6 protein-coding genes are annotated in these 8,326 nt (G+C 26.7%); 2 read left to right on the top strand and 4 right to left on the bottom strand.

Translation table 11 applies throughout. The annotated features are described in order from the left end of the window. Window positions 1-271 precede the first annotated feature (271 nt). A complete protein-coding gene (recJ, locus tag R4K56_RS14005) occupies window positions 272-2,431 on the bottom strand; it encodes a single-stranded-DNA-specific exonuclease RecJ (protein ID WP_335773058.1) in 2,160 nt (719 codons plus the stop codon). 174 nt (window positions 2,432-2,605) lie between these two features. Here recJ and R4K56_RS14000 point away from each other — a divergent pair, with 174 nt between their 5' ends. After that, window positions 2,606-3,784, top strand: coding sequence for a tetratricopeptide repeat protein (locus R4K56_RS14000; RefSeq protein ID WP_335760549.1), 1,179 nt, complete (start codon window positions 2,606-2,608; stop codon window positions 3,782-3,784). A 73-nt stretch (window positions 3,785-3,857) separates the two neighbouring features. On the opposite strand, the gene R4K56_RS13995 is transcribed toward R4K56_RS14000, so the two are convergent. Together R4K56_RS13995 and R4K56_RS13990 are read right to left on the bottom strand one after the other, a co-directional pair. Next, window positions 3,858-5,267, bottom strand: coding sequence for an alanine/glycine:cation symporter family protein (locus tag R4K56_RS13995; protein WP_335773057.1), 1,410 nt, complete (start codon window positions 5,265-5,267; stop codon window positions 3,858-3,860). A gap of 102 nt (window positions 5,268-5,369) precedes the next feature. Further along, window positions 5,370-6,566 carry a tetratricopeptide repeat protein gene (locus tag R4K56_RS13990; RefSeq protein WP_335773056.1) on the bottom strand — a complete coding sequence of 399 codons (1,197 nt, stop codon included), beginning with the start codon at window positions 6,564-6,566 and terminating at the stop codon, window positions 5,370-5,372. A 95-nt stretch (window positions 6,567-6,661) separates the two neighbouring features. Here R4K56_RS13990 and R4K56_RS13985 point away from each other — a divergent pair, with 95 nt between their 5' ends. Continuing rightward, entirely contained in the window at window positions 6,662-7,498 is an 837-nt protein-coding gene (locus R4K56_RS13985; protein WP_335773055.1) for a bifunctional 5,10-methylenetetrahydrofolate dehydrogenase/5,10-methenyltetrahydrofolate cyclohydrolase, read from the top strand. A gap of 113 nt (window positions 7,499-7,611) precedes the next feature. Here the strand turns inward: R4K56_RS13985 and R4K56_RS13980 are convergent, their stop codons facing one another. Then, window positions 7,612-8,127 carry a hypothetical protein gene (locus R4K56_RS13980; RefSeq protein WP_335773054.1) on the bottom strand — a complete coding sequence of 172 codons (516 nt, stop codon included), beginning with the start codon at window positions 8,125-8,127 and terminating at the stop codon, window positions 7,612-7,614. Window positions 8,128-8,326: the final 199 nt, after the last annotated feature.

Genomic DNA, 8,326 nt, shown 5'->3' with positions numbered 1-8,326 from the left:
ATTAATATCTCTGCACATAATATTATTATAATAAAATAGTTTATAAATGTCAAAATATATTTTTAGCTTTATTCCAATCCCCGCCCTTTAGGCTTGTTAAATTACTTTGAAATTTCTATCTTTTACTTCTTTATTGCTTAAAAAGAAATGTTAACACCCACCCAAGATTTGTTTAAATTTGTTGCTTCATTACCGCCGTTAGAATTGAATGATAAATATCAGCGTATTTATAATTATAATTTTATTAACTTAGGAATTTGGTTTACCGGCGTTAATATACTTTATAGCTTTCTATATATATTCTAGCGTCTTCAGTGTTGGCAAAACGATTAACTTTTAATTTATAAATTATATCTATATAATTGGCATTCAAAAGTTTTCTTATTTCATCTTCACTGCTGTTCCATATAATGGCACTTGCTTTTTTGTCCGATTGTGATAGTTCCAATCTTAAATGAATCTTATTGTTTTTTGGCATTTTCTTTATATCATCTACTTTTACATTCTTTGATATAAATAAAGGCTCCTCATTGCCGTTTCCATAAGGTTCAAATAATTCTAAATCTTTAGCTAATTTAAGCCCTATATCTCTAAAGCTTAATTCCATATCAAATACATCAACTTCTTTTTCTGTTTGGAAATTCTGAGATGCAGCATATTTGATTATTTTACTGCTGAACTTATCAAAATCATCAGTATTCAAAGTAAATCCGGCTGCATTCTTGTGACCACCGAATCTGCTTAAATAAGTACTGGCAGCTTCAAGCATATCCCTAGCATTATCATCGCCTCGGCTTCTTATACTTCCAATACAAACACCATCATCAGTTTCATGCATTATTACAGCAGTTTTTCCATATTCACTTAAAACCTTTCCCGCTATAAGACCAGTTAAACCTTGTTCTATCTTTTTGCTTTTTACTATTATTATAGGGAGTTTTAAACAGCTGTTTGTCTTTATATATTCATTAACTATACTAAAATTAGATTCTGTCAAAGACTTTCTAGTTTCATTCATATTGTAAATTTCTTCGGATAAAGAAATAGCCTCTTCTTTTATTTCACAAGTAAGAAGTTTTAATGCAGTTTCTGGGCTTCCCATTCTTCCAGCAGCATTAATAAAAGGTGCTATCTTCCAGCTTATAGCCTGTGTGTCTACTTTAGTATTTAATAAATTTATTTTTTCAAGCATAGTATTGTATCTAATATGACTAGGCTTTTCTAATTCCTTTAAAGCACATTTAACATAAGCCCTGTTTTCTTCTATAAGAGGCACTACATCAGCAACGCTTCCAAATAATACAAGTATGGATTTCTTCTTTATATAGTTTTGAAGCTGTTTTTGACTTATATAAAACATTCTTCTAAATATTTCTAATTTTATAATTAAATCTTTATATTCTATACTTTCATATCTGTAAATATTAACATTAAGAGCCAAAGCGAAATCATTTAAAGTTTTTGTTGTCTTTATATTAACATTTCCATAATTAGCCCCTAATTGAAGAAGGTCATATACGCTTTCATATTCAGGTAAATATATTTCATATTTTTCATATAAAGCAATCAGCCTTTTTAATCTTTCTTCCCCGCCAGTAAGCACCAATACAGTACCGTCTCCCTCAAACATATAACTTGCAAGTTCTTCCAGTACCTCATCTTCAGTCATAAGTTCATCGTAGTAATCTATATACATAGACTTATAACTATTATTTCCTGCAAGTTCAAACCCAAATACTTCATCGCTTGGTACAAAATTTGTAGCTTTTAATGCTCTTATTTTTTTTAAAGTAGTTTTTGATTTATCAAGTTCATAGTCAAGTACAATAACATCTTTGTTGTATAGTTTAGTATATGAAAATACAAATGCCTGCATAAGTTTAAAAGCCACAGCACAGCCTGAGAAATTTTTTGAAACGAATCCTGTATTTGAAATTTTAGGATTGAAAATAGCATAAGCATTAGGAAGTATTTCCGGTATATCATGGTGATCTGTTACTATAATATCAATATTCAAATCTCTAGCAAATTCAACTTCCTCAACATTTGATATACCGCAGTCAACTGTAATGATAAGGCTAACTCCTGAATTGGCGTATTCCTCTATAACAGTTTTAGAAAGTCCATATCCAGTTGTATGATTAGGTACGAATGCTTCAATATTTTTAGTAACAATTTTTAATGTATTGTATATTATAGAAGCTGCAGTAATTCCGTCAGCATCTTTATCTCCATATACAAGTATTTTTTCATCATTATCTATAGCTTCTTTTAATCTATCAACAAAAACATTAACATCTTTTATGTTAAATGGGTTGGATAATGAATATATATCTTGGAAGAAAAAATCAAATATGTCTTCGTTTGAAGTTATACCTCTTAAATTTAGTAACTCTTTTACTATTGGATGTAAATTATCTATATTATTCATACATTTATTCACTTAAATAAAATATCGTTTGATAGTATATTTTATTTATAATAATCTTTCAAGTACTATTTATTATCTTTAATAGTAAAAATATAGTAAATATCAAATAAATAATTAATAGAAAAAATACGATATTAATATAGCATATTTTTATAATTTTTAGGAGTCCTTTATATGGGGGATAAAAATGCTGAAATGTTCTTAAAAAACGGCTATGTTGCCTTTAATAATAAGAACTATAAAGAGGCTATAAATTATTTTTCTGAAGCTATAAAACTTGATCCTAATTCACCAGAAACTTATTATAACAGGGCTAATGCCAAAGTTAATTTAGATGATAAAAATTTATATAAAAGTGCAGTAGAAGATTATTCTTGGGCAATAAAACTTAATGATGAATTTGCAGCTGCATACTATAATAGAGGTCTTATCAATAGAAGTTTAGGAAATTCTGAAGATTCTATAAAAGATTTTGACAAGGCTATAGAACTTAATTATAATCTTGAGGAATCTTATTATGTAAGAGGCAATACAAAGGCAAGTTTAAAAGATTATAGAGGTTCTATTGCAGATTATGATAAGGCTGTAGAAATTTATCCTCATTTTTCAGATGCTTATTATAATAGGGCATTGTCAAAAAGTGCTTTAGGAGAATATAAAGCTGCAATAAAAGATTATGATAAAGCTATAGAATATAATTCACATTTTGCTGATGCCTATAATAATAGAGGAAATGTTAAAGAAAAATTAGGTTATTATAATGAAGCTATAGATGATTACACTAATGCAATACATTTAAATAGAGATTTTATAGAGGCTTATTTTAATAGAGCAAATGCTAAATTTAATGTAAAAAATTATAAAGGTTCTCTTGATGATTTTGCTGAAATAATAAAAATAAATCCTAAATATGCTAAGGCCTATTATAATAGAGGTATTGTAAATAATGCCATTGAAGAATATAAAGATGCTATAAAAGATTTTGACAAGGTTATAGAATTAGAACCAAATTTCCCAGATGCATATTACAATAAAGCTGTTTCAATAAACCATTTAGGAATATATGATGAGGCTATAGAATATTATGATAAAGCTATAGAGCTTAATCCAAATTATTCTGAAAGTTATTGTAATAGAGCTATATCAAAATCTAAAATGGCATATATTCAAAAAGATAAAATCAGCAATGAAGAATATAATAAATTAATAAAAGAATCAGAAGATGATTTTGAGAAAGCTTATACTTCGGCAAGCAATAATAATATAAAAGCTATAATAAAAGAGGGTATTAAAAAACTTGCCAGTCTTAATATGGAAGCAGCGGTTAATTTCTGTCAAAAATATAATATTTAAGTTGAACAAATTAAAAAAGAAGGGCTTCATTTTTATAATGAAAGCCCTTTTTTATTATAATGATTTTTATTAATTAATCATTTGAATTCCATTGAGTTATAGCATTATCATTAGATAATTCAGGTATAGAGTTTTTATTGAATTTTGGTTCTTTATGATTTTTTAATTCTGATACATAATGTTTTGTAAGTAAGTATACAGGTTTATTAAGCAATACTAAAATAACAATGTTAAGCAATGCCATAACACCCATAAACATATCACCAGCACCCCATATAGTTTTGAACTCTGCCAATGATCCTGCAAATACCATTACTATAGTCATAAGTCCCACTATTATATATGAAACCATATTGTCTTTTAAAGCAAAAGCACCAGTTTTTATATAGAAGAAGTTACCAAGTATAGAGCTATAAGATAATAACAATATACATACAGTAATAAAGTAAGAACCGAAACTTCCTAAATGAGATTCCATAGCATACTGGAATAATTTAATTCCTTCCATATCTTTTACAGCTTTCATAGCTTCTGGAGATAATAAAAGTATGAATCCTGAAATAGAACATATAAGCAAAGTATCAGTAAATACTGAGAACATTTGTATAAGTCCCTGTTTACAAGGGTGAGATGAATGAGCAGCAGCTGCAGCATGAGGAGCACCTCCCATACCAGCCTCATTTGAGAATAATCCTCTTTGTAAACCTTTAGAAATAGTAATACCTATTGCACCGCCAAAGAATGCAGTTGGTTTGAAAGCTTGTACAAATATGCTTTGAAATACTGAAGGCACTGAAGATAAATTAGTTAAGAATATATAAAGTCCTATTAATATATATGGTATTGCCATAACAGGTACTATAAATACACAAGCATGTGTAATAGTATCTCTTTTTTTACTAAATAAAATTATTCCTGTAATTGCTGTTAATATTATAGCTGTAATGTTAACTGGTACATCATATTTTGATAAAGCATTTGATATTGTGTTTGCTTGTACTCCATTAAAAGTAGTATAAGTAAATATCATACATATAGCAAATATGGCAGCTAGTATTGGTTTTTGAAGTTTGCTTTTAATATAGAAAGAAGCTCCTCCTATAAATTTTCCAGCTGAATCTTTTTCTTTATAAAGCTGTGCTAATGTACTTTCTGTAAAAGCTAAACTTCCGCCTAAAAGTGCCATGAGCCACATCCAAAATAAAGCACCGGGACCGCCTGATGATACTGCAGCCATAACACCTGTAATGTTTCCTGTACCAACTCTTGATGCTGTACTAATACAGAAACTTACAAATCCTGAAACTCCGTCTCCTTTTTCATGTTTTGAAAATAAAAGTTTTAGGGCATGTATAGAATGCGAAATTTGTATTCCCTTTAATCTGATAGTAAAGAATATAGCAACTACAAAAAACACAGATAACAGTAAGTAGCCATACATTACATCATTTGTTTGGGTTATGATGTTGTTAATAATCTTCATTTTTTATCCTCGTTTTTTAATAATTTTTTGATACAGCATTATACAATAAATATTTATTTTTTTATATATATAAAAAATTATTTCTTATAGTAATCGAAAAAATTATTTAAAAGCAGTAAGTTTTTTTGTAACTTCATTTCTTTTCTTTATATATTTATCATATAAAACTGGATTAGGTTTTTCATTATTGATTATATAAAGATTGTAATTAATAACTTCAAGAAGTTTAGTATAATATATTTGAGCATTATAACTGTCGCCCAAATTTTCGTATATCTTTGCTAATTGTTCTAAAACTTCATCATCATTTTTATTTATTTCTATAACTCTTTTCAAATATTCTATTACAATATTGCCGTTATTATTCATATCATTTTTCAGTAAATATACAGCATCTTTTATTAAGTCAGTATCTTCATCGCATATTTCTATAGCCATTTTATAATATTTAGATGCATTGTTATAATCATTCTTTAATATATAGGCATTTGCTAATTTTTCATAATATATATAATTATTCTTTTTTGCTTCTATTGCCTTTAAATAATTTTCAACACTTAATTCTATATCGCTTAGTATAACATTTACTTTATACTTGCTATAATACCAATCTCCTAAAGCTGATAAATAATAATGATTATTTTTATCCAAAACTTTATTCATATTAGTAACCATTATACCTATATCATTAAACATTGTTTTATCATCATTCATCATTAGGTATTCTAAGTAGTCCATATTGAAATAGATATTATCTTTATAAAAATTAAAGAACATACTATATAAATCTTTATCATACTTTGAATTAACTATTCTTTGTGAATAATATCCTATTAAAGAAGTATATTCATCTTCTTCTATATTTACTTTTTTATTGTTAATAGATGAATAATTATATATATCTTCAATCATTTGATTTATTGCATTGAATAATTTTTCTTCTTTTGAATATATATTTTTTTCAAACCATTTATTTTGCTTGCTTGTATCAAATATTACATAATTTAGAACTATGCCGTTTTTATATTTAAATAAATTATAAGTTACAGAAATATCCGATTTATTATTGATAGTGAGTTCTTTAATTTTTGATTTTATAGTGTCATAATTATTTTCTTTAATAAACCTAGAAGGCACTATATCAAAATCAGAATATAAAAATAGATTTTTAGTAACCAAATCATTAACTGCATAAAAGGCGTAATTATTTGTGTTTACAGTTTCAAAAATAATAATCTTTTTTTGAGCAAAAGATATGCTGTAAAATAGTATAAATATAAAAAATAATTTTTTTAGCATTTATTAAATATACAATATAAACATTAAAAAATCTATACTTGTATTTTATTTGCTAACACTATATTATTAGATAAAATTTTAATTAAGGAGCTTATATGGTATTAGACGGCAGAGAATTATCTAAAGAGATAAAAGAAAAGATAAAATCAGAAGTAGAAATGTTGTACAAAAAACCAAGAATAGACTTTTTATATTTTGATGATGATAAATCTACAGAAGTTTATTTTACAAGAGCAAAAAAACAAGCTGAAAGTGTTGGAATGATTGGGGAACTTCATAATCTTTCTGCAAATACAACAGAAGATGATTTTATTACTTTAATAGAGTATTTAAACAAAGAAAAAGAAATAAGCGGTATAATGATACAAATACCTTTACCAAAACATATAAGCAAAAAGAGAGTATATGAAACTATATCTGTAGAGAAAGATGTTGATGCTATATCTCATATTAATTTGGGAAGAATATTTATGGGTGAAAGTGATTTAGCTCCATGTACTGCTAAAAGTGCTATTGCTTTAATAGAAAAATCAGGAGTTCAAATAGAAGGAGCAAATGCAGTTGTAATAGGAAGAAGTGAAATAGTAGGTAAGCCTTTAGCACATCTTCTTTTACAAAGATCTGCGACAGTTACAATAGCACATTCAAAAACAAAGAATTTAAAAGAGATTTGTAAGAATGCTGATATATTATGCGTATCTATAGGAAAGGCTGAATTTATCACAGGCGATTATATAAAAGAGAATGCAGTTGTTATTGATATAGGTATAAATGTACTTGAAGACGGTTCATTAAAAGGCGATGTTAATTTTGAAGAAGCTTCAAAGCTGGCATCGGCAATTACTCCAGTACCTAATGGGGTAGGAAGTGTTACAGTTGCTATGCTTTTGAGTAATTTGCTTTATCTTCATAGAAAATATAATAATAAATAAATTAGATTTATTTGAATTTTATAATTAATATTATTATGAAAAAATAATAAAAAGCCTGTATTTAATTAATATAAATACAGGCTATAATTTATGCATTATAAGCGTTCGATTTTTTAAAAATACCTTATATCAGATAGTACATATACTGTTAAAACTGTAGGGTTGTAGCCTTCTTTAGATACTTCTATAGTTAATTTTGAACCTAGCATATTAACTCCATAATAAAATACAGGCTCAAAATAGTAAAAAATACCATCTACTAAAAGACCTTCATGAAATATTATGTTTTTATTTTCATCATCTTCAATTTTTGTAACTTTAAATATTAGTCCGTCTAAATCTTTATGTTTTCCAGCAAGCCCAATAGAATTTATACTGGTATGACTGTGCATTAGTTTATAATCGCCGTAAACTCTAATCTGAATATCTATAGGATCATTTTTTTCACCTGCTCCGGATACGTATAAATCAAGTTTGTTAGGGTCTGTAGGTTCCTCTGGTATTGTCGGCTCATCTGGAGTAGTTGTTGATTGATCTGTTGTTGGCTCTGTAGGAGTTTTGCTGCAGCTTATACTGATTAATGATAAAGTTATTATAATTACTAAAATAGAAAAAAATTTTTTGTTCATATTGAACTTCCTTATTTAATTTTTTTAACTTCGGCTATAATATTTGATGCCGAGTATTTTTGATTAACTTCATTAGTAATAATATAAAGAGATAATATATAAAGTATAATTTTTTTATGATTTTTTTTATAAAAATTTATAATATGTATTTTAATTAGTATATACCTAAACAAATATATTTTGTCAATTTTCAAACAGA

The sequence above is a fragment of the Brachyspira pulli genome, from assembly GCF_036997785.1.
In the GTDB taxonomy this organism is placed as follows: Bacteria; Spirochaetota; Brachyspiria; order Brachyspirales; family Brachyspiraceae; genus Brachyspira; species Brachyspira pulli.
This window is presented reverse-complemented; position numbering and strand designations above follow the sequence as displayed.